The sequence below is a fragment of the Actinospineispora eucalypti genome, assembly GCF_039543365.1.
Taxonomy (GTDB): domain Bacteria; phylum Actinomycetota; class Actinomycetes; order Mycobacteriales; family Pseudonocardiaceae; genus Pseudonocardia; species Pseudonocardia eucalypti.
The window spans coordinates 1-22,300 of record NZ_BAABJP010000008.1; the positions used below are offsets into that span (position 1 = coordinate 1).

A 22,300-nucleotide genomic window follows, 5' to 3' on the forward strand; every position below is an offset into this window, starting at 1 on the left:
CGCCGAGCAAGTTCGCCGGTCGTTCGGTCACCGACAGGTTCCTCAACAGCTACCACAACCAGCGCGGTGAGCGGATCGCCACCATCCGGTGGAACGTGATCAACTACGAGCGCGGCCGGCGGCTGGCCCGGCGCGGCGCCGACAACGGGGCGCAGCCGGGCCCGGAGCTGCCGCACCGCTGGGATCCCGCCGAGGTGGCCGAGATCGAGGCCCGGATCCTGGCCGAGCGCCCCCGGGGCGCGGAACCCCGGTACTGGGAGGACGTGCGGGAGGGCGAGGAGCTGGACGTGGTCACCAAGGGCCCGATCGGGCTGACCGACGAGATCGCCTTCGTCGCCGGCGGCGGCACGCCGATTCCCCGGCTGAAGGCGCACGCGGCCTCGCTGCACGACTACCGGGCCCACCCGGCGTGGGCGTTCCGGGACCCGATCACCGGTGCCCAGGAGCCGATCTACTCGGTGCACTACAACTACCAGGCCGCCCAGGCGATGGGCGTGGCGTTCCAGTACGACGTCGGTTTCCAGCGGCAGTGCTGGCAGATCCACCAGCTCACCCACTGGGCCGGTGACCACGCCTGGATCAAGGAGTGCCGGGCGGAGTACCGCAAGTTCGTCTACCTGTCCGACGTGGTCGAACTGCGCGGCGAGGTCATCGGCAAGCGCGTCGACGAGGACGGCGACCACGTCGTGGACGTGGAGACCAGGGCGGTGAACCAGCGGGGCGAGACGACTATGCCGGGCAGCGCGGTGATCGCCCTGCCCACCAGGGGCGAGGCCGGGTCGCCGGCCGGGCGGCGAGCGAGGGAGCGGTAGATGACGGTCGAGGAGCTCGCCGCCGAGGCGGAGCGGTACCTGGCCGCGCACTATCCGAAGGCGGCCGGGGACGAGCGGAGCAAGCGGTTCGTCTGGGGCGAGGGCGACGACGAGGTCCGGGTGTTCCAGGAGCCGGACCCGGAGACCGAGGCCGACGCGATGCCGGCCATCCGGGCCTGGCGGCGGGGCCTCTGGGAGGCCGGCCTCGGCTGGATCACCGGGCCGCCCGAGTACGGCGGGCGCGGCCTCTCCGGCGCCCACCAGTGGGCCTTCGAGCGGGTGGTGCGCCGCTACCAGGTGCCCGGCGACTCCTCCCTCACGATCAGCCTCGGCATGATCGCGCCGACCATCCTGCGGCACGGCTCCGAGGAGCAGAAGCGGCACTACCTGCCCAAGCTGTACTCCGGCGAGCTGATCTCCTGCCAGCTGTTCTCGGAGCCGGGAGCCGGCTCCGACCTGGCCTCGCTGAGCACCAGGGCGGTGCGCGGGGAGGACGGGGACTGGCGGGTCTCCGGGCAGAAGGTGTGGACCTCCGGCGCTCACCTCTCGGACATCGGCGAGATCATCTGCAGGACGGCCGACGGGCCACGCCACCGCAACCTCACCGCGTTCCTGGTCGACATGCGCGCGCCGGGTGTCACCGTGCGGCCGCTGCGCCAGATGACCGGCGGAGCCGCGTTCAACGAGGTGTTCCTGGACGACGTGGTGGTGCCGGACTCGGCCCGGCTGGGCGCCGAGGGGGAGGGCTGGCCGGTTGCCCTGACCACCCTGTCCAACGAGCGCAACGCGATGGGGCACAGCTCGTTCGGCGGCGCCGGGATCCTGTCCACCGAACGGCTGGCCGAGCTGGTCCGGCACACGCCGGGCGCGGCGGAGGACCCGGTGGTGCGGCGGGCGTTCGGCGAGTTGCAGGTGCAGCTGCGGGTGGCCCGCTATGCGCAGCAGGTGGCCGGGGCGCGGGCCCGGGCCGGTGACAGCCCCGGCCCGGAGGCCGCGCTGCACAAGATCGCGCTGTCCGACAACATCGCCCGGCTGGGCCGGTTCGTGGCCGAGGTGCTCGGCCCGAAGGCGGCCGCCGACACCGGGGAGTGGGGTACCTACGCCTGGACCTCGGTGATCCTCGGCGCCCCCGGCTACCGGCTGGGTGGCGGCACCGACGAGGTGCTCAAGAACGTGATCGCGCAGCGGGTGCTCGGCCTGCCCCGCCCAAACTGAGGAAATCGTCATGGTGAGCCAAACCGCACTGGTCGACACGACCGAGCAGCGTCAGCTGCGGGACACCGTGCGCCGCCTGCTGGCCGACAAGGCCCCCCTGGACGCCCTGCGCACCGAGGGCCAGGGCTTCGACCGGGCACTCTGGCGCCAGCTGGCCGCCGAGATGGGCTTGGCCGCGCTGGCCGTGCCCGAGAAGTACGACGGCCTCGGGCAGACCGTGCTGGAGACGCACATCGTCTTCGAGGAGATGGGTCGCGCGCTGTATCGGGGGCCTTACCTGGCCACCGTCGGCGCCGCCGTCCCGGTGCTGCTGGCCAGCGGCGACGAGTCCGCGCGGGCCGAGCTGCTGCCGCCGATCGCGGCCGGCGAGTGCATCGCCACGCTGGCCGCGGCCGAGGCGGACGGCGGCTGGCTGGCGCCGCGCACCACCGCGACCCGGCGGGACGGCGAGTGGCGGCTGACCGGGGCGAAGAGCTTCGTGCTGGACGGTGCCGACGCCGACCTGCTGCTGGTCACCGCCGGCGACGAGGACGGGAACGCCACCCTGTTCGCCGTGCACGCCGGCGCGCCCGGGCTCACCCGCACCCCGATGACCTCGCTCGACCTCGCCCGCTCGATCGCCGGCGTGGAGCTGGCGGACACCCCGGCGCGGCCGGTCGGCATCCCGGGCCAGGCCCCGGAGCTGGTCGCCGGTGCCCTGGACCAGCTGCTGGTGGCGGTGGCCGCCGAGCAGGCCGGCGGAATGGCCGCGTGCCTGGACATGGCGGTGGAGTACGCCAAGACCCGCCGGCAGTTCGGCCAGGTGATCGGGTCGTTCCAGGCGGTCGCGCACCGGTGTGTGGACATGCTGCGGCAGGTGGAGTTCGGCCGGTCCACCGCGCGCTACGCCGCCGCCGCGCTCGCCGAAGGGGACGCCGAGGCTCCGGTCGCCGCCCGGGTGGCCGCCGCCTACTGCGGCGAGGCGTTCCGCGACGTCACCGTGGAGACCGTCCAGGTCCACGGCGGCATCGGGTTCACCTGGGAGCACGACACACACCTCTACTACCGGCGCGCCTGGTCCAGCCAGCAGCTGTTCGGCGGGCTCGACCACCACTACCTCGAGGTCACCGACCGCATCGGCCTCTAACCCTCCCCGCGAGTCGTCGCTCTCAGTACACCGGTGTGGCGCGGTGCGACGTTTCCGATGCATAGTTGCGGAACTGGGTAGTTGCGGGACACAGCGGGGCCGAGTGTGAGGGGATGCGATGCGCGCTCGCGGGCCGGGCGGTCAGGGCCGCGCGCTGCCCGGCGGCTCCCCGGCGCCGGTCGAGTTCGACGCGGTGAGCACCGAGGCCGGCGGTCGCCGGGTCCTGGACCGGGTCAACCTGCTGGTGCCGGCTGGCCGCACGACTGCGGTCATGGGACAGAGCGGCTCCGGCAAGACGGTGCTGGCCCGCCACCTGGCGGGGGACCTGAAACCGACGACGGGGGAGATCCGGGTCGGCGGGCGACCGCTGTGGGAGGGCGACCGGCTGGCCGCCGCCGCGCGCGGGTTCGGGCTGCTGTTCGGCGCCAACCGCAGCTACGACCACTTCATCGACCGATCGAGCACCGTGCTGGAGAACCTCGCCGGAGTGCTCCGGCCCGATCGCGCGGACGCCGCCGAACGGGCCGCCGCCCATGCCCGTGACTGGCACCTGAGCGAGGTGGCGGACCGGCCGGCCGCCGAGGTGGACAGCGTCACGCGGCACCGGTTGTGCCTGGCCCAGGCGTTCGTCGGGGACCCGGCGCTGGTCATTGTCGACGACCCGAGCTGGGCGGTGGACATCAACCACGTGGATGCCGAGGTCACCGCCATCCGGGCGTGGCAGCGGCGGACCGGCGGCACGATCCTGCTCACCACGCACAGCATCATGTTCGCCCGCGCCCTGGCCGACCAGGTCGTGGTGCTGGAGGCCGGGGCGGTCCGGGCGGCCGGTTCGACCGCCGACGTGCTGCGCGGCGTGGTGGACGACGTGAGCTTCGAGCGCCGGTTCGGCGCCCGGCTGAGCGTGCGCGAGTCCGACGTGGAGCGATTGCGCGCGCTGGGCACGGACCGGACACGTTGGGGCGGGGGCTACTACCTGGACATGCTGCGGCCGACCGGCCGGAACGACACCCCGTACCGCCGGCGTACCGCGGTCCGCTGAGCGTCTGACGCAACCGTGCGCCCCCGGCCGGGGTTCCGCCGGTATGAGTACCTCCGCACGCCTGGATGTCGATGCCACCCACCGCACGCTGCGCGCGGCCCGTTACGCCCGCCGGGCCTACCCGGGGCCGATCGGGGAACTGGTGGAGCGCGAGCTGCGCGCCTACGTGGAAACCGGTTACCTCGCCCCGGCCGACGCGCTCCCGGCCCGGCTGGTCACGCTGCTGACCGAGGCGCAGGTCGCCGAGGCGGCGTCGGCCGAGCCCGAGGCGCTCCCCGCGCGGTACCGCCCGGGGTCGCCCCTGCACTGGGACTACCCGGAGAAAGTGACTGAACCACCGTGCTGAAGTGACCGAACCACCGTGCTGAACTGACTGAATCACCCTGCTGAAGTGACTGAATCACCGTGCTGAAGTGACTGAATCGGGTGGGGGGAACGGGTGGGGTCAGGGTGGGCCGAAGGCGGTGAGGAAGTGGTCGCGGAAGGCGTCCATCCGCCAGACCGGGGCGTCCGGGTGGGGGCGGAGGCCCGCCTGCCAGTGCCAGCCGGAGATCCGGTCCAGCAGGGCGCGGTCGCGGGTGACGATGGTGATCGGCACGTCCCGGCCGGCGCCCTCACCGGTGACGATCGGGGACGGCTGGTGGTCGCCGAGGAACACCAGCACCAGCCGGTCGTCGCCGTAGGTCTCCACGTAGGAGATCAGGCTGTTGAGCGAGTACTCGATCGAGGCGCGGTAGTCGGCGCGCACGCGGGCCGGGTCCCTGGTCAGGATCGCGTTGGGTTCGGCGCCCGGAGCGTTCATCGAGTTGAACACCTGGCCGTCGCCCACGTCGTGCCAGGCCACCAGCCGGGGCAGCGGCGACCACGGCGCGTGGCTGGACACCAGCGGGATCTCCGCCATGACCGGCGGGCGTCCCGGCGCCGAGCGCTCCAGTTGCTGGAAGGTGTTCAGCGTGTACTGGTCGGGCATGGTGGCCCAGCTGAACTTGGGGCCCCGGTAACCCAGCTGCCCGGCGTCGTAGATCCGGTTGTACTGGTAGAAGCCCGCCTCCGGCCACGGCGAGGTGACCCCCGGCATGACCCCGACAGTGCGCCACCCGGCCCGGCGGAACGCACTGCTGAGGGTCCCCCGGTCGCTCGCCTCCAGGTCCCGGTAGCGCTGCTGGTTGTCGATCCACAGGCCGGACAGCAGCGTCGCGTGCGCCAACCAGCTGCCGCCGCCGGACGTGGAGGAGGTGAGGAACGCGCTGCGGGAGGCGAACCCGGCCGCGTCCAGCCGGCGGGTGCCCTCGTCCAGCAGGGGAGCGACCGCCGGGGCGAACTCCGGCCCCTCCACGGCCGAACGCCCGTAGCTCTCCAGCACGGCCAGCACCACGTCCTTGCCCCGCAGCGCGGTGAGCAGGCGGTCGGCCGGGATGTCCCGGTACGGGTCGGCGACCAGCTGCCGGGCGAACTCGTCGCGGTCGTGCAGCGAGGTCCGCACCCCGACGGCGTGGGTGTAGGCGGCGCCGGCGGTGTTCGCGGCGGCCACCGGCAGGCCGGGGACCAGCTGCGCGCCGAGCACCGCGCAGGTCAGCCAGACCACGCCGAGCGCCGCCGCCGTTCGGGCCGCCGCGGCCCGGTGCCGGACCACGACCCGGGAAAGACGCAGCACGGCCAGCGTCAGGAGCAGGAGCACGGCGCCGGCCAGCAACCCCGCGCCGACGACGGCGGCGATCGCGCCGGTCCGGCCCATCGATGCGCTGAGGAACTCCACGCCGGAGCCGATGAGGCTCCAGTCCACCACCGGGTCGAACGGCCGTGAGAGGACCGTGGCGAATCCCAGGTCCACGATCTTCAGGATGGTCAGCAGCCCGAGGAGCAGGCCGCCGAGCGCGGCGACCACCCGGCCCGCCCGCACCGGTAGCACCAGCACGAGCGCGACCCCGAGCAGCGCCTCGACCGGGATGCGCAGGAACGCGGCGGGATCCAGGCCGTTGGTCTCGCTCGGCAGGAGCAGGGCGAACAGCACGAGCAGCCCGGCCAGGACGGTGGTCGCCCTCCTCACGTCGCCCCCCGTGGGCGGGCGGCCGGGGCGTTGCGCCACAGCCACGCGACGTCCCGCCCGAACGACCAGGTCAGCAACGCCAATGCCGAGGAGACCACGGCAACCGAGGCCGGAACGGGGAGCACCTGGCCGGCGGCCACGGTGAGCACCACCCCCTGCAGGGCGGCCACCACCTTGGCGGAGTACCGGGGCGGCAGCTCGGCCCGCATCCACGGGGTGAACCAGCCGGCCACCACGAACGCGTAGCGCATGGCGCCGATGGCCAGCACCCACGGCCCGAGCAGCTGGGCAACCCACACGCTCAGCACCAGCAGGAGGAACGCGTCCACCTCCATGTCGAACCGGGCGCCGAGCGCGGACGCCGTGCCGCTGCGCCGGGCCACCCGGCCGTCCACCGCGTCCAACACCAGTGCAACGGTAGTGATCACCACCAGCGGCGCGAGGGCCGCGTCGCCGCTGTGCAGCCCGCCCGCCACCAGCGCGGTGACCCCGCCGACCAGCACGGCCCTGGTCAGCGTGACCAGGTTGGCCGGTCCGAGCGCGGTGACCGAGGCACGCCGGGCGGCGGCGGTGAGCAGGGTGAGCAGGGCGGCGGCGTACCCGGCCCCGGCCACCCAGCCGACCGGCCCCAGGCCGGCGCCGGCGGAGAGCGCGCCGAGCAGCACCAACTGCCCGGCCGCCGCCGCGGCCAGCTGCCCGGCCCGGGGCGGGACTTGCGGGACTATGGTCGCCACCGGACCACTATGCACGGTCCCCGCACGGAGTAGGACGAGCCGGCCGTTCGGCCCGGGTTGGAGGGACCAGGTGGAGCACAGCGCGAGCGCCTTCTGGCTCCGCGCTCCGGGCCAAGGGGAGATCCGCCGGGTGGCGGTACCCGCGTCCGGCCGCGACGAGGTGCGGGTCCGCACGCTCTACTCGGGGGTCAGCCGGGGCACCGAGACGCTGGTCTTCCGGGGTGGCGTGCCGGAGAGCCAGTTCACCCGGATGCGGGCGCCCTTCCAGGACGGCGAGTTCCCGGCGCCGGTCAAGTACGGGTACCTGAACGTCGGCGTCGTCGAGCACGGTCCGCCCGAGCTGCTCGGCCGCGCGGTGTTCTGCCTCTACCCGCACCAGACCCGGTACGTGGTTCCGGCCGCCTCGGTCACCCCGGTTCCGGAGGACGTGCCGGCGGCGCGCGCGGTGCTGGCCGGCACCGTGGAGACCGCGGTGAACGCGCTGTGGGACGCGGCCCCGCTGGTCGGCGACCGGATTGCGGTGGTCGGCGGCGGGATGGTCGGCTGCTGCGTCGCGGCCGTGCTCGGCCGGTTCCCCGGGGTCCGGGTCGAGCTGGTCGACGTGGACCCGGGGCGGGCGGCGGTGGCCGAGGCGCTCGGAGTGGGTTTCGCCCCGCCCGAGGGCGCGGCGGGGGAGTGTGACCTGGTGGTGCACGCCAGCGCCACCGAGGCCGGGCTGGCCCGGTCCCTGGAGCTGCTCGCCGACGAGGGCGAGGTGATCGAGCTGAGCTGGTACGGGGACCGGCCGGTGCGCATTCCGCTCGGCGAGGCGTTCCACTCGCGCCGGCTGTCGGTGCGGGCCAGCCAGGTCGGGATGGTGGCGCCGGCCCGCCGCTCCCGGCGGACCTATGGCGACCGGCTGGCCCTGGCCCTGCGGCTGCTCGCCGACCCGGTGTTCGACGCGCTGATCACCGACGAGTGCCCGTTCGACGACCTGCCCCGGCTGCTGCCCCGGCTCGCTTCGGGTGAACAGCCGGCCCTGTGTGTGCGTGTGGTCTATCCCGAGGAGTAGATCTTGTTCAGCATCACCGTTCGTGATCACGTCATGATTGCTCACAGTTTCCGCGGCGAGGTGTTCGGCCCGGCGCAGCGGCTGCACGGCGCCACCTACGTCGTGGATGCGACGTTCCGGCGGGCCGAGCTGGACGCCGACGGCATCGTGGTGGACATCGGGCTGGCCACCGAGGAGCTGGGCGCGGTCCTGGCCGGCCTCAACTACCGGAACCTGGACGACGAGCCGGCCTTCGCCGGGGTGAACACGTCCACCGAGTTCCTGGCCAAGTTCATCGCCGACCGGCTCGCGGAGAAGGTGGCCGCCGGGGCGCTGGGCGAGGGCGCGCACGGCCTGGCCGGGATCGCGGTCGCGCTGCACGAGTCGCACGTAGCGTGGGCGAGCTACGAACGCACCCTGTGACCGCTGCCCCTTCGGTGCACGTGATCGTGCCCGGGGACATCGACGACCCGGCGCTGCCCAGCGGGGGCAACGCCTACGACCGCCGGATCTGCCGGGACCTGCACGCATCCGGGTGGAGGGTGCACGAGTCGGCGGTGCCCGGGTCGTGGCCGCGACCGTCTCCCGCCGACCGGGACTTGCTGGCCCGGACACTGGCGGCCGTGCCGGACGGGGCGGCCGTGCTCATCGACGGGCTGGTGGCCTGCGGGGTCCCGGACGTCCTGGCCGCGCCGGCGAGCCGGTTGGCGCTGGTCGTCTTGGTGCACCTGCCGCTCGGCGACGAGCTGGGGGCGCCGCCCGGGCTGGCCGCGCGCGAGCGGGAGGCCCTGCGCCTGGCCGGTGCGGTGGTGGCCACCAGCAACTGGTCGGCGGACCGGTTGCTCGCGGGTCACGGGCTCGCCCCGGAGCGGGTGCACGTCGTTCCGCCCGGCGTGGACCCCGCGCCGCTGGCCGCCGGCGCGGACGGGGCGAGCCGCCTGCTGTGCGTGGGTTCGGTGACCCCGACCAAGGGGCAGGACCTGCTGGTGTCGGCCCTCGCCGAGATGCCCGGCGAGCCCTGGCACTGTGACCTGGTCGGGCCGCTGGGTCGCCGGCCCGAGTTCGTGGCCTCGGTGCGGGCGGCGATCGGGCGCAACGGGCTGGCCGACCGGCTGCGCCTCACCGGGCCCCGGATCGGCGCGCAAATGGCCGAGGCGTTCGACGCGGCCGACCTGTTGGTGCTGCCGTCGCGCGTGGAGTCCTACGGCATGGTCGCGACGGAAGCGCTGGCCCGGGGCATTCCGGTGCTCGCGGCGGACGTCGGCGGTGTGCGGGAGGCCCTCGGCGACGACCCGGAAGGCGGGGTGCCGGGCATCCTGGTGCCGCCGAACGACGCATCGGCGCTGGCCGCCGCACTGCGCAGCTGGTTCGCCCGCCCGGCGCAGCGTGCGGGGGTCCGTGCATCGGCCCGGAGGCGGCGCGGCAGGCTGGACGGGTGGGAAGTGACCTTGCGGCGCCTGATCGGGGTGCTGGAACGGCTGCCTGGGACGCGCGGCTGAGCGTGCCCGGGTCCCCGGTGTGCACGCCGGAGTGGCTGACCCTGCGGGAGGGCGCCGACGCGTCGGCCCGGGCCCCGGAGCTGGTCGAGCCCCTGCGCGCCCGGCTGAGCGGGCCCCTGGTGATCAGGGACCTCGGGTGCGGCTCCGGTTCGATGGGCCGCTGGCTGGCCGGCCGGCTGCCCGGACCGCAGCACTGGGTGCTCTGCGACCGCGACCCCGGATTGCTGGCCCGCGCGAGCGCCGGCCTGCCGTCGGCGGCCGCCCACGGCGAACCGGTGACCACCGAAACCGTGTTGGGGGACGCCACCGGTCTGGACGCCGGTGACCTGGCCGGCACATCGCTGGTGACCGCGTCCGCCCTGCTCGATCTGCTCACCCGGGAAGAGGTGGACCGGCTGGCCGGCGCCTGCGTCGGCGCGGGCTGTGCGGCACTGTTCACCCTGACCGTGAGCGGCGGCGCACGGCTCGAACCGGCCGAGCCGCTGGACGCCGAGTTCGCGGCCGCATTCGACGCCCACCAGCGGCGGCGGACCGGCGGCCGCCGGCTGCTCGGGCCGGACGCCGGCCGGGCCGCCGTCGACGCATTCGCGCGACTGGGCGCCAAGGTGCGAACCGCGCCCAGCCCGTGGCGCCTCGACGCCGACCGGGCGGAGCTGCTGGAGGAGTGGCTGCGGGGCTGGCTCGCTGCCGCCTGCGAACAACGACCGGACCTGCGGCGGCACGCCGACGGGTACCTGCGCCGCCGGCTGGGCGCCGCTGACCTGGAGGCCGTGGTCGGCCACCTGGACGTGCTCGCGCTGCCGGGCGGTGCCGGGTGAGGCGGCGGGTGCTGGCGCCCTGGCTGCGGGCGCTGGTCGGGATCGGCATCCTGGTTGCGCTGGTGGCCCGGTTGGGCACCGGTGCGGTGCTCGACGGTGTGCGGGCCATCGACGCCGGCTCGGTGTTCGCCGCGCTCGCCATCGGCCTGCTGACCACCGTGCTCAGCGCGTGGCGGTGGTGTCTGGTGGCGCGGGGACTGGGGCTGCGGCTGCCGCTCGCGGCGGCGGTGGCGGCCTGCTACCGGTCGGTGTTCCTCAACTCGGTGCTGCCCTCGGGAGTGCTCGGTGACCTGCACCGGGGGGTCAGCCACGGCCGCAGCTCCGGCGACCTGGGCCGAGGTGTCCGCGCGGTGGTCTACGAGCGGTCGGCCGGCCTGCTGGTGCTGATGGTGGTCGGGGTCGGCGTGCTGCTAGCCCGGCCGCCCCTGCCGGTGGCCTTCGACCTCTCCCCGGCGTGGTTTGCGCTCCTTGCCGCCCTGGCGGTGGTGCTTGCGGTCGTGCTGCCGCGGTCCGGGCGGCTGCGCCGCGCGCTGCGGACGGCGCTCGAGGACGCCCGCACCGGGCTGTGCTCCCTGGGCACCTGGCCGTGGGTGGTGCTGCTCTCGGCGGCCACCCTGGCCGGGTACCTCGCGCTGTTCGTGATCGCCGCCCGGGAGGCGGGCTCGACGGCCGCGCTCGGCGAGCTGCTCCCGTTGCTGCTCCTGGCGCTGTTCGCAATGGGCCTGCCGCTGAGCGTGGGCGGCTGGGGCCCGCGCGAGGCGGTCGCCACAGCGGCCTTCGGGGCGGTGGGCCTGGGGGCGCAACAGGGGCTGACAGTAGCCGTGGTCTACGGCACGCTCAGCCTGATCGCCTGCCTGCCCGGGCTGGGGATGCTGCTGCTACCGGCGCCCGTTCAGCCGGTGCCTCCCGCTGGCGACACCCACTAGAGTGAAAGAATGCTGATCCTCGTGCGGCATGGCCAGACCGATGCCAACGCCCGGGGGCTGCTGCTGGGACGGGCCGACCCGCCGCTGAACCAGACCGGGTACCACCAGGCGTGTGCCCTAGCCGCCTCGTTGCCGAAACCCGACCGGATCGTCTCCAGCCCCCTGACCCGCGCCCGGCACACCGCCGCGGTGCTGGCCGGCGCCCGGCCCGGCGTCGTCGACGTCGACCAGGTGGAGCTGGACGAGCGCTGGATCGAGATGGACTACGGTGCACTGGACGGCCGGCCGGCATCGGCGCTGGACGACGGGGAGTGGCTGACCTGGCGGGAGGATCCGGACTTCGTGCCGGCCGGCGGCGAGTCGCTCACCGAGGTGTGCGCCCGGGTGCACGAGGCCTGCGAGGAGCTGGCCGAGGATGCCGCGCGCCGGGACGTGGTGGTGGTCAGCCACGTGTCGCCGATCAAGGCGGCGGTCACCTGGGCGTTGGGCGTGGACCACGAGGTGGGCTGGCGGATGTTCCTGATCGACGCGGCCGTGTGCCGCATCGACACCAGCGGCCGGGTCCCGCTGCTGCTCGCGTTCAACGGCGCCTGCTCGGCGGGGGAGGCGAATCAGCTGGTGGGCCGGCGGGCGTAGACGTCCCCGGAGCGGCCCAGCGGGCGGAACCGGTCCAGCAACCGGGCCAGCTCCGCCGCGTCCAGCCAGCGGTCGCCGGCCAGCCGCATGGTCTCGATCGGCGAGTAGTTGAACTCGTACGGCCCGAGCTTCTCGACCAGGCCAAGTGCGGCGAGCGCCGCGTCGTGCGCCGGCGGCAGGTACTCGAAGGACAGCCCGCGCAGGGGCCGGCTGAGCCCGGCGAGCACGTCGGTCTCGAACCCTTCGACGTCGATCTTGCAGAAGGCCGGCTCGCCGTGCGCCCGGATGAGGTCGTCCAGGGTCACCACCCGGACCTCGACCGAGCGGTCCCATCGCACGCGGGAGAAGCCGCTGTCCCCGGACACCGAGTCGATCCACCCCGGTGACATCGAGGAGACCGTCGGGGTGGTGGTGGATACGCCGAGCCGGGCCTGGCCGGCCACCGCGCCGACCGCCACCGGCTCGATGGTGACCTCCGGGTCGCGGCCGAAGAACAGGCGCAGCACGCGCAGGCAGTCGGGCTGCGGTTCCACCGCGACCACCCGCGCGCCCAGCCGCCGCCAGGCGCGCACCCGGCTGCCCACGTGGGCGCCGATGTCGAAGGCCAGGTCCCCGGGCCCGAGGAACTGGCGGTAGAAGCGGGCCATCCGCCGGTACCGGCCCGGAATGCCGTGGTACATGGCCAGGGACCGCCCGATCCCCCAGGCACGACCGAACATCCGCCGACCGTACCGCGCGGCCGGGCGACCGGCGCACTACCTCCGACGGCGGCTAGGGGCCAGCGGGTCGTTGTCGCTACGATATTGATCCGCGCTGGTCGGTCTCGGCTTTGTCCGAGAAACGGGGGAGCTGTGACCACTGGTACTAGGGAGCCGCCCTGGGGCCCTTCACTCGGTGACGGCACCCAGCCCGGTGGCCCGACCGTACTGCGGTTGATGTTGGGCGCGCAGCTGCGCCGCCTGCGCGAGCTGAAGGGCATGTCCCGCCAGCACGCGGGTGAAATGATCCATGCCTCGGAGGCGAAGATCAGCCGCCTCGAGCTGGGGCGGATCGGTCAGCAGACGCGCGAGGTCGCGGACCTGCTGACCCTCTACGGCGTCCAGAACGGCCGCCAGCGCGACGCGCTGCTGAGCCTGGCCCGCCAGGCCACGACACCGGACTGGTGGAACCGGTACAGCGACGTGCTGCCGGCGTGGTTCGAGACCTACATCGGGCTGGAGCAGGCGGCCTCCACGATCCGCAGCTACCAGGTGCACTGCGTGCCCGGGCTGTTCCAGACCGCCGACTACGCCCGCGCGGTGATCAGGCTCGGCTACCCGAACGCCTCCATGGACGAGATCGACCAGCGGGTGGACCTGCGGCTGGCCCGGCAGGACATCCTCACCTCGGCGCAGGGACCGATGGTGTGGATGGTGGTGGACGAGGTCGCGCTCCGCCGGCCGTTCGGCGACCCGAGCGTGATGCAGGCACAGCTCGGGCACCTGCTGGACCTGAGCGAGCTGCCGAACGTGACGCTGCAGACCGTGCCGTTCCACGCGGGCGGGTACGCCGCCGCCGGAGGCCCGTTCATCGTGCTCCGGTTCGCCGACCCCGACGTGGCCGACATCGTTTACCTGGAGCAGCTGACCAGCGCGCTCTACCTGGACAAACCCGTGGACGTGGACATCTACGCCATGGTGATCGACCGAATCAGCGCGGCCGCGATCTCGGCCGCCGAGACCCGCAGCCTCCTGGTGAAGCTCATCGAGGAGCAGTAGCTCCGGGAAGTCCGGGAGTTTCTTGTTCACCCTTTGGGGTAACCCGGAAGAGTGACCAGGAACGAGAGCACGCTGCAGCGCGCGGACCGGAACTTCGGCGAGCTGTTGCAGGAGCTGCGCGTGGCGCAGACCGGTGTGCAGATCCTGTTCGCATTCCTGCTGAGCCTGTCCTTCATGGAGCGGTTCGAGCACGTCACCCCCTTCCAGCGCGACGTGTACGTGATCACCCTGGTCTCCTGCGCGGTCACCACGGCCCTGCTCATCGCACCCGTGGCGGCGCACCGGTTGCAGTTTCAGGTCGGCCTGAAGGTGCAGCTGGTGCGCATGGTGCACTGGTGCGTGCTCGCGGGACTGGGCGCCTTGCTGTTCACCGTGGCCGGCGCCCTGTTGCTGGTGCTCGACGTCGTGATCGGCGCACCCATCGCCGAGACGATCGCGGCCTTCGTGGCCTGCTTCTTCCTGTTCATGTGGTTCGCGCTGCCGGCCATGCTGCGCTTCGCGGGCCGGCGGAACAGTGATCGGTAGCCCGCTCAGTCGGCGACCCCGTGACGCTGGTCGACCACGGTCTGCCGGTCCGGGGTGATCTTCAGCAGCACCCGCTCCGAGCGGATGTTCCCGGGCGGGTAGGGGCCGCCGGTGTACTTCCGGGCCAACTCGTCGATGTGCGCCCGGGCCGCGTCGCCCCGCACCGTCTCCACGACGTGCCCGCGCACCTCGGCGTAGTGGTACGGGTCCTGCTCGTCCCGGATCAGCACGGTGACCTTCGGGTCCCGGCGCAGGTTGTGGAACTTGGCGCGGTGCGCCTCGGTGTTGAGCACCAGCGCTCCGTCCTCGGTGTGCACCCAGATCATCTGGGTCTGCACGCGACCGTCGGGCAGCACGGTGGATACGGCGGCGAAGTTCTTCCCGTTGGCCAGCCGGGCCGTGTCCGGCAGCAGGATCGGGCCGTCGGCGGTCTTGACCGTCATCCTCATCCTCCTCGTCGTCGGTGTACCTGCCGGTAGGGAAGGACTACCCGCTGAGCGACCGCCAAACCGGGCGGTGTCCAGCGGGGAGTGATGTTTCCGATCCGCCGACGCTCAGAGATCCTCGGCGTAGGGCACCCGCTCGCCGAGCCCGTGCGACCGGAAGTGCTCGTTCAGCACGACCGCCAGCCGGTCGTGCTCGAGCCGAGAGATCGGCGCCCCGGTCCGCAGCGTTTCCTCGAGCTGGTTGCGGGCGAGCTCGCCGCCGACCGCGATGTAGTCGATCCACAGCTGCTCGTAGGTCAGGTCACTCAGCGCGAACCCCTCACCAAGGGTGCCCGGAGCCGAGTCCGGGCACTGATCGCGGCGGTCGTCCCGGTCGGAGCCCATAGGTCGGGGCTACCCGGACGCGCGCGGTTTTAGTCGTTCCCTCATGCCCCGTCCTGCCGAACCGCCCGGTCCAGCACGCCAAGTCTCATCCCTCTCGGCTACCCGCTGGCCGGGCGGCAAACCGCGCTCGAGCCGTGGCGGTGGCCGTCCGTCCGTGCCACGATCGTTTGTATCCACGTCGGGCGGGCCAAGTCGAGGAGTGAGCGGTGGCTGAGGTGCGCTGGGCCGCGCTGGCGACCGACCTGGCCGAGCTGGCGCGCGACCTGCTCGCGCAGGAGTCGGTGCAGGCCACCCTCGACACCATCGTGAACTCGGTGGTGCGGATGGTGGACGGGTGCGACGCCGCCGGAATCCTCGAGGTGCGCGACGGCCGGGTGCACACCCTGGCCACGACCGACAACGTCGTGGTGGCTTCGGACCGGCTGCAGGACCGGTTCCGCGAGGGGCCGTGCTTCGACGCGGAGCGCAACAAGGAGGAGGTCTACCGGATCGAGGACCTCTCCGACAGCGCCGAACGCTGGCCCCGGTATGCGCCGGAGGCCCGCGAGCTCGGTATCGGGTCGATCATGGGGTTCCTGCTCTACACCCGGGAGCACGAGCTGGGTGCGCTGGACATGTACTCCTCCCGGCCGGGGGCGTTCACCGCCGAGTTCGAGCACGTGGGGTGGGTGCTCGCGGCGCACAGCGCGGTGGCGCTGTCCGCCGCCCGCTACGAGCGGCACCTGCAGGTGGCGCTGGAGTCGCGGCGAACGATCGGGGAGGCGACCGGCATCGTCATGGCCCACAGCGGGCTGTCCGAGGAGGCGGCCTTCGCCAAGATCGTGAAGCTGTCCCAGGACCACAACGTCAAGGTCCGCGACCTGGCCGAGCGGATCACCGACCTGGGCGGCCTGCCCGAGCTCGGCTGAGTCGGGCGCTCAGGCCGGGCGCAGCCGCTGGCGGAGCTGACCGAGGGTCTGGCCGAGCAGCCGGGAGACGTGCATCTGGGACAGCCCGATGCGCTCGGCGATCTGCGTCTGGGTCAGGTTGGCGTAGAACCGCATCAGGAGGATCCGGCGTTCCCTCGCGGGCAGCTCGGCCAGCATCGGGCGCAGGGCCTGGACGTCCTCCACCAGTTCCAGGTCGGGGTCCTCGGCGCCGAGCATGTCGCCGAGTCTCTGGTTGTCACCGTCGGTCTCGCCCAGCGTCTTGTCCAGCGAGTCGCAACGGTAGGCCTGGGCCGCGTCCAGGCACTCGATCACCTCGTCGACCGGCACGTCCAGTCGCTCGGCGATCTCGCTGGGCCGAGGGGCCCGGCCCAGGTCCTGGGACAGCTCGCCGAGGACCGAGTGCACCGACACGTGCAGGTCCTTGATCCGGCGGGGCACGCGCATCGCCCACCCCCGGTCCCGGAAGTGCCGCCGAAGCTCGCCCCGGATGGTCGGCACGGCATAGGCCAGGAAGCCGGTGCCGCGCTCCGGCTCGAAGTGGTCGATCGCCTGCACCAGGCCCAGCAGCGCCACCTGCCGCAGGTCCTCCAGGGACTCGCCGCGGTTGGCGTAGCGGCGGGCCAGGTTGCCGGCCAGCGGCCAGTACCCGGTCACCAGGTGGTGACGCAGGTCGTCCCGGCGCGAGTCGCCGTCGGGGATGGTGGCCAGCTCGGCCAGCAGTGGCACCAGGTGTTGGTACGCGCCGTCGTCGCGGCGGTGGTTCGCGGTGGTCCGGGCGGGGTTCTGGTCGAGCGTGGACGCAGTCATCCAGCGGGTTTCCTCACGGAGCGGATCGAGTGATCGGTCTCTGGTGGCCGCTGGTTTCAGCCTGCGAGTGCGCGGGCATCGTTGACCCGCGCAAGCACTTGGGTACCCGTGGCCCGCCGCTCCTACACCCCGCTCAGCGGCCGGCGGCCGAAGTCGGTCGCGACCAGGTGGTCCACCCAGGCGTCCAGTGCGGCCGGCAGGGGCGGTTGCCGCAGGCCGGCCCGGTCGGCCATGGCCCGCGCCGAGGCGGTGGGGTAGGTGTCGCTGGACAGGAAGCTCAGTGTCTCCGGGTCGGCGCCGGTCAACCGCGGCGGAAGCACCCGCAGCAGCCCGGTGGGCACCCGGAACCGGGGTGCCCGGACCCCGAGGCGGTGGGCGAACCGCCTGATCAGTTCGGGCAGGTACGGGGTGCTCTCGTCCAGCGGCCACAGTTCGGCGCGGTCCGGTGCGTGCTCGGGGACGGCGGCGAGGAAGCGCGCCAGGTAGTCCGAGGTGACCACCGGCACCCAGGTTTCCCGCCCACCGGGCAGCGCCGGGAGCCTGCCCCGGTGGAGGTCGCGCACCATCGAGGCGAGCCCGACGTACTGGGTGGTCTCGCCGGTCGCCGAGTCGCCGATCACCGTCGGCGGGTTCACCACGGTGACCGGCACGCCCAGTTCGGCGGTGAGCGCGAGGACCGCACGGTGCGCCTCCACCTTGCTCGCCTCGTAGGCGCCCCGCCGGTAGTCGGGCGCGGCGAGGTGGTTCGAGCCGACGCGGTAGCCGCTGATGTGCACGAACCGGCGCGGCGCGGGCAGCCCGGCGGTCCAGCGCACCGCCTCCAGCACGCCCTGCACGTTGGTGCGCCGGGCCTCGTCGGGGTCCAGGCCGAACGCGTAGCGGGCGCCGAGGCTGTATACGTCCCGGACCCCGGTCAGCTCGGCGGCCAGCCCGAGCCCGGGCCGGGTCAGGTCCCCGTCGACCACGACCAGTAGCGCGGGGTCGCCGCCGTGTCCGACCACCCATCCGCGCAGCTCGTCGGCCCGGTCCTCCGCGTTGCGCAGCAGCGCGGCGACCGTGCGGCCCCGCCGGGTCAGCTCCGGCAGCAGCCACCGCCCGATCAGCCCGCTCCCGCCGATGACCAGCGTGTCGGGGGTGCTCACGCGCGCTCCAGCAGCGTGCGCACCGCACCGGCGGCGGCATCCATCGGCGCCCGGGAGCGGCGGACCCGGCCCAGCAGCAACCCGCCCTCGACCACCGCGAGGACCTGGGTGGCCAGTGCGCCCGGGTCCCGGTGCCCGCCGGCCCGCAGCAGCTCGGCCAGGGCCGCCTCCCAGGAGGCGTAGAGCTCGGCGCAGACCTGGCCGATCGGCGATTCGGCCGCGCTGTCCAGGGCGACCGAGGCCACCGGGCAGCCCCGCAGGAAGTCGGCGTCGGCCTGCCGCCGGGCCAGCGCGTCGATCAGCCGGCCCAGCACGGCCGCGGCTCCGCCGCCTTCGGCGACGGCGGCGGCGATGGACTGCTCCACCTGGCCGGCGGCGTGCCGCAGCGCGGCCTCGACCAGCTCGTCCTTGCCCCCGGGGAAGTGGAAGTAGAGCGAGCCCCTGGGCGTCTCGCTGGCCCGCAACACCTCGGTGATGCCGAACCCCGAAGGGCCGTGTTCCTCCATGATCCCGGCGGTGTAGTCGATCATCTTCCGCCGGGTTCGCTCGCCTTTGCTCACCCGTCCCATAATAGACCGGTCTGCATATTTAGCAAGACGCTACGGGCGCCCACGCGTCCAGCCTGGACACGGCCCGGGTTCAAAGACATCGCCTGGGCGGCGCGGCGTGGGAGATCTGCCGCGGCCGCGGTCGCCTGGTGCGTGCGATTCGGAGCGCCGTTCTCGGCCGCTAGAACCGCCCTGATTGCCTGATGATCATCGAATACATCGCAGCATGACATCAGGGCCGTTCCGGAGGGGCCGACCCGACCACCAGGTCATGCTGACCATGAGCCCAGGCCGCGCCGTCCCCGACAAGCGCCGTCACCACAGAGACGGACTTCGAAACGGGTACTAGTGGGCTCAGGGCCGCAGGGCGTTGACGATGCGGTCGGTGGTGGGAGCGTCGGCGCCCTGCTGGGCCAGCACCTGGCGCAGCTTGCCCAGCCCCGGGTCCTCGGCGGGGTAGGGGCGGTTCCGCAGCACAACCTGCGCCCAGTACTCCGGCTCCGCGACCCCGTTGGCCCTTAGGCCAGCCGCCACGTCCTGCTGCGACGCGGTGCCGATCGAGGTGCGCTGGTCCGCGCCCTGAGGCCCCGGTGCCGCGCTCGGCGGCAGATGGACCCCGACGGCGTTGGAGCCGCCGCGCCCGCCGCCCTCGACGGAGCAGGCGGACACGGCGGCCGCGACCACCAGTGCGGCGGCCACTACGCGTGCGCGTCTCATTGCTCGACCAGTTCCTTGGCCAGGGCGTTGATGCGGCCCTGGGCCGCCGTGGTAACCCCGGCGCGGTCCTTGTGCGCCTGCTCGTAGCGGAGCACCACGCGCACCTCCTCGGCCTCGCCCAGGTCCTTGATCCGCCGGATCGCGTCCTGCTGGTTCAGCCCGTCGAAGTCGCGGATCGGCAGCTCGGACGGCTCGAGTGAACCGAGGCCGCGCCGGGTGTCGTGCACCGCCCGCGCGGTGCCCGCGGCGCCTTCCCGCTGGGCGACCCGCTCGGCGCTGCGCAGCGACGCGTCCCGGCCGCTGCCCGCCACCTCGCGCGCGGCGCCACCCAGGCGCAGCACCTGGTTGGTGGCCGAGGTGGCCGCGTCGAACGCCATGGTCGTGAGACCCTGCGCGCCGTTGACCGCCCGGTTCACCCCTTCCCACGTGAACCGGACCGGCAGCGCGAACGCGCGGGTCACCGTGCCGGCGGTGCGCTGCAACGCGGTCGCGCGCAGGGTCGCCGGGCCGCCCAAGGCTTCCTCGGCCAACGTGGTGTGGATGCGCTCGGCGGCCTCCGTGTGCGCCTCCTCGAGCCGCTCGGCCAGCTCGCGGACCGAACGCTCGTCGGCCGCCTCGGCCAGTACCCGCAGGTAGCGGGCGCGGGCCACCAGCTGCTGCTGGAGCACCAGGTCGTGCAGCAGCGCCTCGTCGAAGGGCTCGGTCTGCTCGACGGCACCCTTCACCACGGCGGTGAGCCGGCCGATGACCGGGGTCACGGCATCGGGGACGCCGCCCAGGGCGCGCAGCCGGGCCGAGACCGTGCGGGCGCGCTGCTCGGCCTGGCCGGCCCGCCGCTCGAGCTCGCGGCGGACTTCGTCGCTGCGCGCCTGCGCGGTGCGCATCCGGGTGGTCTGTACCTCGGCCTCGGTGAGCTGCAGGATCGCCCGCAGCTGGCGGGTGAGGGTGGTGCTGGCGGTCATGGCTGGGAAACTCCGTCCTGGTCGCTTTCTCTGCCTACCCCGGCCGCCTACCCGGCTGGCGGCGCTCCAAAGATGCCGGTGGCGGATCGGGGCGGTGAGGGCCACCACAACGGTCGAGTGGCCCGGCCGATCGTTTGACGAGAAGGTAGGTCGGCACGCGCAACCGCACCCGGGAGGAACCGTGAACTCGTCCGCGCCGATCGTGTTGCTGCACGGCTTCTGGCACGGCAGCTGGTGCTGGTCGCCGCTGGTGGAGGAACTGGCGGTACGCGGCATCGGCTCGGTCGCCGTCGACATGGAGGGCCATGGCCTGAACGGCGGCTGGCCGGGCGAGCGGTGGGCCCGCCCGTTCGACGCCGGCGCCTACTCCTCGGCGCCCTCACCCTCCGCCTCCGTCACCGCCTCCTCGGCGGCGGCCCGGCTCGGGGCACAGCTGCGCCGGATCGGCGGCGGGCGGCCGTGCCTGGTGGTCGCCCACAGCATGGGCGGCACCGTGGCCACCCTGCTGGCCGAGCGAGAGCCGGAGCTGGTGGCCGGGGTGGTCTACCTGGCCGCGTTCGCCCCGACCGGGGGCCGGGCGGCGGTGGACTACATCGGCGTCGAGGAGAACCAGGGGGAGATGGTCGGCGCGCTCCTGGTCGCGGATCCCGCCGCGGTCGGCGCGCTGCGCATGGACCCGGCGGACGCGGCCAGGCATGCCGCGATCCGGGAGGCGTTCTACGGCGATGTCGAGCCCGGCCTGGCGAATGCGGCCATATCGCTGCTCACCCCGGACGCCCCGGCCGGGATTCCCGGTGAGCCGATCACACCGACGCCGGAGCGGTTCGGCCGGGTGCCGCACACGTACGTCGTGTGCAGCCAGGACAACGCCCTCCGCCCGGCGCTGCAGCGCCGGTTCATCCGGGAGATCGACGCCCTCTCCGCCGCCCCGACCGAGGTCGTCGAACTGGACGCGTCGCACTCCCCGTTCTTCTCCCAACCGGACAAGCTGGCGGAGGCGGTCGCGGCCGCGCACCGGGCGGCGGTGACCCGATGAGGGCGGTGAGCTGCAGCCAGGGCCGGCTGGAGGTCGTCGAGCTGCCCACCCCGCTGCCCGGGCGCGGACAGCTGCTCATCGACGTGCGGCGTTGCGGCATCTGCGGCTCCGACCTGCACGCCCGCCAACACGGCGACCAGATGGCCGACCTGGCGCGGGAGATCGGCTACGACGGGCTGATGCGCGCGGACCAGCGGGTCGTGCTGGGCCACGAGTTCTGCGGGGAGATCGTCGAGCACGGCCCCGGCTGCCGGAAGAAGCTCAAACCGGGCACCCCGGTGGTGGCCCTGCCGCTGTTGCGCGGGGGCGCCGAGGTGCACCCGATCGGCCTGTCCGCCGCCGCCCCCGGCGGCTACGCCGAGCGGATGCTGGTGCAGGAGTCGCTGACGTTCCCGATCCCCAACGGGCTGCCCCCGGACACGGCCGCGCTGACCGAGCCGCTGGCCGTCGCCTGGCACGCGGTCCGCCGGGGCGACGTCAACAAGCGGACCGTGGCGGTCGTCATCGGCTGCGGGCCGATCGGGCTCGCGGTGATCTGCCTGCTCAAGGCCTCGGGTGTGCGCACCGTGGTGGCCAGTGACCTGTCCGCCGGCCGGCGCGCGCTGGCCACCGCCTGCGGCGCCGACGTGGTGGTCGACCCGGCGGTGGAGTCCCCGTACGCCTCGGCCGAGGACCACGGCCACCTGGTGTCCGCCGCCGCCGCGTTCGAGCTCGCGGTCGGTGCGATGGACAAGCTGCGCCGGCTGCCTTTGCCCTGGGAGCACGTGTGGCGCGTCGCCGAGAAGGCCGGAGCGGCCACCCCGAAACACCCGGTGATCTTCGAGTGCGTCGGGGTGCCCGGCATCCTGGACCAGGTGATCGCCGGCGCTCCGCTGTTCTCCCGGGTCGTCGTGGTCGGCGTGTGCATGGAGCCCGACCGGATCCGGCCGGCCATGGCGATCAACAAGGAGATCGACCTGCGGTTCGTGCTCGGCTACACCCCGCTGGAGTTCCGGGACACGCTGCACATGCTGGCCGAAGGCAAGGTCGATCCGACTCCGCTGGTCACCGGACAGGTCGGGCTGGACGGCGTGGACGGCGCATTCACCGCCCTCGGCAACCCGGAGAAGCACGCGAAGATCCTGATCGACCCCCGGGCCGCCGCCACCACGCCGTAGCCGGG

Annotated in this window: 26 protein-coding genes; 16 read left to right on the forward strand and 10 right to left on the reverse strand. The window is 73.5% G+C overall.

Features of this window, described 5'->3' with window-relative positions:
* From ABEB12_RS10920 to ABEB12_RS10940, 5 genes are all read left to right on the forward strand, one after another.
* Positions 1–812 (forward strand): hotdog family protein (locus tag ABEB12_RS10920; protein ID WP_459115361.1); only part of this gene is annotated, 812 nt, incomplete at its 5' end.
* The gene (locus ABEB12_RS10925; protein WP_185062026.1) at positions 813–2,027 is read left to right on the forward strand and encodes an acyl-CoA dehydrogenase family protein; all 1,215 of its coding nucleotides are present in this window, start codon (positions 813–815) and stop codon (positions 2,025–2,027) included.
* A 10-nt stretch (positions 2,028–2,037) separates the two neighbouring features.
* Positions 2,038–3,153, forward strand: coding sequence for an acyl-CoA dehydrogenase family protein (locus ABEB12_RS10930; RefSeq protein ID WP_185062025.1), 1,116 nt, complete (start codon positions 2,038–2,040; stop codon positions 3,151–3,153).
* Between the two features lie 118 nt (positions 3,154–3,271).
* Complete coding sequence (locus tag ABEB12_RS10935) at positions 3,272–4,195, forward strand: ATP-binding cassette domain-containing protein (RefSeq protein ID WP_185062024.1); 924 nt, start codon at positions 3,272–3,274, stop codon at positions 4,193–4,195.
* Positions 4,196–4,238: 43 nt separating this feature from the next.
* Complete coding sequence (locus ABEB12_RS10940) at positions 4,239–4,541, forward strand: hypothetical protein (protein WP_185062023.1); 303 nt, start codon at positions 4,239–4,241, stop codon at positions 4,539–4,541.
* 99 nt (positions 4,542–4,640) lie between these two features.
* Here the strand turns inward: ABEB12_RS10940 and ABEB12_RS10945 are convergent, their stop codons facing one another.
* The gene (locus ABEB12_RS10945; protein ID WP_345702738.1) at positions 4,641–6,242 is read right to left on the reverse strand and encodes an alkaline phosphatase family protein; all 1,602 of its coding nucleotides are present in this window, start codon (positions 6,240–6,242) and stop codon (positions 4,641–4,643) included.
* Positions 6,239–6,967: a CDP-alcohol phosphatidyltransferase family protein gene (locus tag ABEB12_RS10950; protein WP_345702779.1), complete on the reverse strand. Its 729-nt coding sequence runs from the start codon at positions 6,965–6,967 to the stop codon at positions 6,239–6,241. The genes ABEB12_RS10945 and ABEB12_RS10950 overlap by 4 nt, the downstream gene beginning before the upstream one ends.
* Before the next feature lie 79 nt (positions 6,968–7,046).
* Here ABEB12_RS10950 and ABEB12_RS10955 point away from each other — a divergent pair, with 79 nt between their 5' ends.
* The 6 genes from ABEB12_RS10955 to ABEB12_RS10980 are packed head-to-tail and all read left to right on the forward strand — an operon-like array spanning position 7,047 to position 11,885.
* A complete protein-coding gene (locus tag ABEB12_RS10955; RefSeq protein ID WP_185062022.1) occupies positions 7,047–8,027 on the forward strand; it encodes an MDR/zinc-dependent alcohol dehydrogenase-like family protein in 981 nt (326 codons plus the stop codon).
* Between the two features lie 3 nt (positions 8,028–8,030).
* Positions 8,031–8,429: a 6-carboxytetrahydropterin synthase gene (locus tag ABEB12_RS10960; protein ID WP_185062021.1), complete on the forward strand. Its 399-nt coding sequence runs from the start codon at positions 8,031–8,033 to the stop codon at positions 8,427–8,429.
* Entirely contained in the window at positions 8,426–9,505 is a 1,080-nt protein-coding gene (locus ABEB12_RS10965; RefSeq protein ID WP_345702739.1) for a glycosyltransferase family 4 protein, read from the forward strand. Before ABEB12_RS10960 ends, ABEB12_RS10965 begins: the two co-directional genes overlap by 4 nt.
* Before the next feature lie 2 nt (positions 9,506–9,507).
* Positions 9,508–10,323 carry a class I SAM-dependent methyltransferase gene (locus ABEB12_RS10970; RefSeq protein ID WP_345702740.1) on the forward strand — a complete coding sequence of 272 codons (816 nt, stop codon included), beginning with the start codon at positions 9,508–9,510 and terminating at the stop codon, positions 10,321–10,323.
* Positions 10,320–11,249, forward strand: a complete 930-nt coding sequence (locus ABEB12_RS10975) for a lysylphosphatidylglycerol synthase domain-containing protein (protein WP_185062019.1) — start codon at positions 10,320–10,322, stop codon at positions 11,247–11,249. The genes ABEB12_RS10970 and ABEB12_RS10975 overlap by 4 nt, the downstream gene beginning before the upstream one ends.
* Positions 11,250–11,258: 9 nt before the next feature.
* Positions 11,259–11,885 (forward strand): histidine phosphatase family protein, encoded by a 627-nt coding sequence (locus ABEB12_RS10980; protein ID WP_185062018.1) that lies wholly within the window; start codon positions 11,259–11,261, stop codon positions 11,883–11,885.
* Here the strand turns inward: ABEB12_RS10980 and ABEB12_RS10985 are convergent.
* Positions 11,861–12,604 carry an FkbM family methyltransferase gene (locus tag ABEB12_RS10985; protein ID WP_185062017.1) on the reverse strand — a complete coding sequence of 248 codons (744 nt, stop codon included), beginning with the start codon at positions 12,602–12,604 and terminating at the stop codon, positions 11,861–11,863. The two genes, ABEB12_RS10980 and ABEB12_RS10985, sit on opposite strands and share 25 nt — an antisense overlap.
* A 216-nt stretch (positions 12,605–12,820) precedes the next feature.
* On the opposite strand from ABEB12_RS10985, the gene ABEB12_RS10990 reads away from it, so the two are divergent.
* Complete coding sequence (locus ABEB12_RS10990) at positions 12,821–13,642, forward strand: Scr1 family TA system antitoxin-like transcriptional regulator (protein WP_185062016.1); 822 nt, start codon at positions 12,821–12,823, stop codon at positions 13,640–13,642.
* Between the two features lie 51 nt (positions 13,643–13,693).
* A complete protein-coding gene (locus ABEB12_RS10995; RefSeq protein WP_185062015.1) occupies positions 13,694–14,167 on the forward strand; it encodes a DUF6328 family protein in 474 nt (157 codons plus the stop codon).
* A 5-nt stretch (positions 14,168–14,172) separates the two neighbouring features.
* Here the strand turns inward: ABEB12_RS10995 and ABEB12_RS11000 are convergent, their stop codons facing one another.
* Both ABEB12_RS11000 and ABEB12_RS11005 read right to left on the reverse strand, forming a co-directional pair.
* On the reverse strand, positions 14,173–14,610 hold the full coding sequence (locus ABEB12_RS11000; protein WP_185062014.1) for a TIGR03618 family F420-dependent PPOX class oxidoreductase: 438 nt from the start codon (positions 14,608–14,610) through the stop codon (positions 14,173–14,175).
* Positions 14,611–14,721: 111 nt separating this feature from the next.
* The gene (locus tag ABEB12_RS11005) at positions 14,722–14,997 is read right to left on the reverse strand and encodes a hypothetical protein (RefSeq protein ID WP_185062013.1); all 276 of its coding nucleotides are present in this window, start codon (positions 14,995–14,997) and stop codon (positions 14,722–14,724) included.
* Between the two features lie 206 nt (positions 14,998–15,203).
* Between ABEB12_RS11005 and ABEB12_RS11010 the strand changes: the two genes are divergently transcribed.
* On the forward strand, positions 15,204–15,905 hold the full coding sequence (locus ABEB12_RS11010) for an ANTAR domain-containing protein (RefSeq protein ID WP_185062012.1): 702 nt from the start codon (positions 15,204–15,206) through the stop codon (positions 15,903–15,905).
* Between the two features lie 9 nt (positions 15,906–15,914).
* Here the strand turns inward: ABEB12_RS11010 and ABEB12_RS11015 are convergent, their stop codons facing one another.
* The 5 genes from ABEB12_RS11015 to ABEB12_RS11035 form a co-directional block, all read right to left on the reverse strand.
* Positions 15,915–16,733, reverse strand: coding sequence for a SigB/SigF/SigG family RNA polymerase sigma factor (locus ABEB12_RS11015; RefSeq protein WP_185062011.1), 819 nt, complete (start codon positions 16,731–16,733; stop codon positions 15,915–15,917).
* Between the two features lie 122 nt (positions 16,734–16,855).
* Positions 16,856–17,875 carry an SDR family oxidoreductase gene (locus tag ABEB12_RS11020; RefSeq protein ID WP_221498172.1) on the reverse strand — a complete coding sequence of 340 codons (1,020 nt, stop codon included), beginning with the start codon at positions 17,873–17,875 and terminating at the stop codon, positions 16,856–16,858.
* On the reverse strand, positions 17,872–18,435 hold the full coding sequence (locus tag ABEB12_RS11025; protein WP_185062010.1) for an LmrA/YxaF family transcription factor: 564 nt from the start codon (positions 18,433–18,435) through the stop codon (positions 17,872–17,874). The genes ABEB12_RS11020 and ABEB12_RS11025 overlap by 4 nt, the downstream gene beginning before the upstream one ends.
* 342 nt (positions 18,436–18,777) lie before the next feature.
* Positions 18,778–19,140 (reverse strand): hypothetical protein, encoded by a 363-nt coding sequence (locus ABEB12_RS11030; RefSeq protein ID WP_185062009.1) that lies wholly within the window; start codon positions 19,138–19,140, stop codon positions 18,778–18,780.
* Positions 19,137–20,102, reverse strand: a complete 966-nt coding sequence (locus ABEB12_RS11035) for a ferritin-like domain-containing protein (protein WP_185062008.1) — start codon at positions 20,100–20,102, stop codon at positions 19,137–19,139. The genes ABEB12_RS11030 and ABEB12_RS11035 overlap by 4 nt, the downstream gene beginning before the upstream one ends.
* Positions 20,103–20,283: 181 nt before the next feature.
* On the opposite strand from ABEB12_RS11035, the gene ABEB12_RS11040 reads away from it, so the two are divergent.
* Both ABEB12_RS11040 and ABEB12_RS11045 read left to right on the forward strand, forming a co-directional pair.
* Positions 20,284–21,138 (forward strand): alpha/beta fold hydrolase, encoded by an 855-nt coding sequence (locus ABEB12_RS11040; protein ID WP_345702741.1) that lies wholly within the window; start codon positions 20,284–20,286, stop codon positions 21,136–21,138.
* The gene (locus tag ABEB12_RS11045; RefSeq protein WP_185062006.1) at positions 21,135–22,295 is read left to right on the forward strand and encodes a zinc-binding dehydrogenase; all 1,161 of its coding nucleotides are present in this window, start codon (positions 21,135–21,137) and stop codon (positions 22,293–22,295) included. The genes ABEB12_RS11040 and ABEB12_RS11045 overlap by 4 nt, the downstream gene beginning before the upstream one ends.
* The last annotated feature ends 5 nt before the right edge of the window (positions 22,296–22,300 follow it).

Coding starts and splice junctions, on each gene's coding strand:
- ABEB12_RS10990 (WP_185062016.1), top strand. CDS start 12,821: ATGTTGGGCGCGCAGCTGCGCCGCCTGCGCGAGCTGAAGGGCATGTCC.
- ABEB12_RS11015 (WP_185062011.1), bottom strand. CDS start 16,733: ATGACTGCGTCCACGCTCGACCAGAACCCCGCCCGGACCACCGCGAAC.
- ABEB12_RS11005 (WP_185062013.1), bottom strand. CDS start 14,997: ATGGGCTCCGACCGGGACGACCGCCGCGATCAGTGCCCGGACTCGGCT.
- ABEB12_RS10940 (WP_185062023.1), top strand. CDS start 4,239: ATGAGTACCTCCGCACGCCTGGATGTCGATGCCACCCACCGCACGCTG.
- ABEB12_RS10980 (WP_185062018.1), top strand. CDS start 11,259: ATGCTGATCCTCGTGCGGCATGGCCAGACCGATGCCAACGCCCGGGGG.
- ABEB12_RS11030 (WP_185062009.1), bottom strand. CDS start 19,140: ATGAGACGCGCACGCGTAGTGGCCGCCGCACTGGTGGTCGCGGCCGCC.
- ABEB12_RS11035 (WP_185062008.1), bottom strand. CDS start 20,102: ATGACCGCCAGCACCACCCTCACCCGCCAGCTGCGGGCGATCCTGCAG.
- ABEB12_RS11045 (WP_185062006.1), top strand. CDS start 21,135: ATGAGGGCGGTGAGCTGCAGCCAGGGCCGGCTGGAGGTCGTCGAGCTG.
- ABEB12_RS11000 (WP_185062014.1), bottom strand. CDS start 14,610: ATGACGGTCAAGACCGCCGACGGCCCGATCCTGCTGCCGGACACGGCC.
- ABEB12_RS10930 (WP_185062025.1), top strand. CDS start 2,038: ATGGTGAGCCAAACCGCACTGGTCGACACGACCGAGCAGCGTCAGCTG.
- ABEB12_RS10935 (WP_185062024.1), top strand. CDS start 3,272: ATGCGCGCTCGCGGGCCGGGCGGTCAGGGCCGCGCGCTGCCCGGCGGC.
- ABEB12_RS10985 (WP_185062017.1), bottom strand. CDS start 12,604: ATGTTCGGTCGTGCCTGGGGGATCGGGCGGTCCCTGGCCATGTACCAC.
- ABEB12_RS10925 (WP_185062026.1), top strand. CDS start 813: ATGACGGTCGAGGAGCTCGCCGCCGAGGCGGAGCGGTACCTGGCCGCG.